The organism is Methylobacterium crusticola (assembly GCF_003574465.1).
Classification (GTDB): domain Bacteria; phylum Pseudomonadota; class Alphaproteobacteria; order Rhizobiales; family Beijerinckiaceae; genus Methylobacterium; species Methylobacterium crusticola.
The window spans coordinates 1-1,267 of the sequence record NZ_QOWC01000462.1 but is presented as its reverse complement, the minus strand read 5'-3'; the positions used below and the strand labels follow the sequence as shown (position 1 = coordinate 1,267).

Genomic DNA, 1,267 nt, shown 5'->3' with positions numbered 1-1,267 from the left:
CCGTTCGCCACCGCGCGGCCGCGCAGGCCGGGCCGCCCGCCGCGGCGGCGCCCGGCACCCGCGAGGCGGCCTGTCGCGCCCGCCGGAGCGACGCCGCGCCGGCGTGGAGGGCCCGGCGTAGGGAGCGGATCCCGGCAAGAGACCTGATTCAGGAATGGGCGGCGGGTCTCCCGCCCGCCCGGCCGCCCGCCTGCACATCGATCAGTCTTCGGATCAGTCCCGCAACATGGATGCGCATCTTCTCGTCCTGGGAAAGCTCAGTGCGGGCAAGATGTCCGGCCACATGATCGGCGAGGACAGGCATCGAGCGGGACCTTTCGGGTGGATTAGCATGGGTTACGCCGAGATTGGCTTGTCATCATTGTGCAGCAAAGTGAAGTTCGGGAAGCTATATTACGCGCGGCAGCGACGTTCCATCGTTAACGTGTTAATAGTCCCGGACGGCGACGACGCGGCGGGCTCGACGGGCGGGGTCCGCCTGCTACGTACGTAGTCCGGCGCGGGCGGTTGTGTCGGGACGACAGGAGGGCGTCGCAGTGCCTCGTTTCCACTTCGATCTCTTCGACGGGCACACCATCATCCGCGACGAGGACGGCGTCGACGCCCCCGATCTGGGTGAGGCGCTCGAACAAGCCAGGCGCGTGATCGCGGAGATGCGCGCGGGCGACGAGCTGGTCGGCCTCGACGGCGACTGGCAGCTCGTCGTGCGCTCGGGGGCCGGGACCGTGCTCGCGACCCTCCCCGTCGCGTAGCCTCCCGGCGGGCGCCGGGGCGGTCGGGATCCCGGCCCGGGGGCCCGGCGCGTCCCGTGCCGACCCGCCCGGGCCCGGGACGCCGAGGCGTGGCCGCGCCGTCAGTGCCTGGCCGGCACGCTCTCGGCCGTCCGCCGGTCCGCTTCGGCCGCCATGGCCTCGGCCAGGGCCCGGAGTTCATGCGAGACGTGACGCAGGCCCCGCAGGCTGAGCCAGTTGGCGACCGCGACCGTGAAGGCCGCGTCGATCGCCTCCGCGGGGGTCGCCCCGGCTTCGACGAGCCTGTTGATCGCCCGCTGCGCCGCCGCGTGGTGGGGACAGTCCCGTCGATCCCGGGCGCTCATCGGCTGCCCGGGGGAACGCGCGGCGGCGCGACGGCAAGCCGCCGCATGTCCGCGTCGCGTGTCGGTGATTCCGTCGCTTTCGACAATTCTGACATACGGCTCGCTTCAGGGTCTGCGGTAGGTCCGGGCGACGACTTCGGTCCGGTTCGTAACGCCGAGCTTCTTGATCAG

Annotated in this window: 3 protein-coding genes; 1 reads left to right on the top strand and 2 read right to left on the bottom strand. The window is 71.7% G+C overall.

Annotated features, from left to right (window positions below):
• Positions 1 to 148 precede the first annotated feature (148 nt).
• Positions 149 to 304, bottom strand: coding sequence for a hypothetical protein (locus DT057_RS35860; RefSeq protein ID WP_162501620.1), 156 nt, complete (start codon positions 302 to 304; stop codon positions 149 to 151).
• A gap of 232 nt (positions 305 to 536) precedes the next feature.
• On the opposite strand from DT057_RS35860, the gene DT057_RS34900 reads away from it, so the two are divergent.
• Positions 537 to 752: a DUF6894 family protein gene (locus tag DT057_RS34900; protein ID WP_128566556.1), complete on the top strand. Its 216-nt coding sequence runs from the start codon at positions 537 to 539 to the stop codon at positions 750 to 752.
• Positions 753 to 853: 101 nt separating this feature from the next.
• On the opposite strand, the gene DT057_RS34895 is transcribed toward DT057_RS34900, so the two are convergent.
• Positions 854 to 1,096 carry a hypothetical protein gene (locus tag DT057_RS34895; RefSeq protein WP_128566555.1) on the bottom strand — a complete coding sequence of 81 codons (243 nt, stop codon included), beginning with the start codon at positions 1,094 to 1,096 and terminating at the stop codon, positions 854 to 856.
• Between the last annotated feature and the right edge of the window lie 171 nt (positions 1,097 to 1,267).

Excerpts from the sequence above, each read along its gene's own strand:
- DT057_RS35860 (WP_162501620.1), bottom strand. The coding sequence starts at position 304 with ATGCCTGTCCTCGCCGATCATGTGGCCGGACATCTTGCCCGCACTGAG.
- DT057_RS34895 (WP_128566555.1), bottom strand. The coding sequence starts at position 1,096 with ATGAGCGCCCGGGATCGACGGGACTGTCCCCACCACGCGGCGGCGCAG.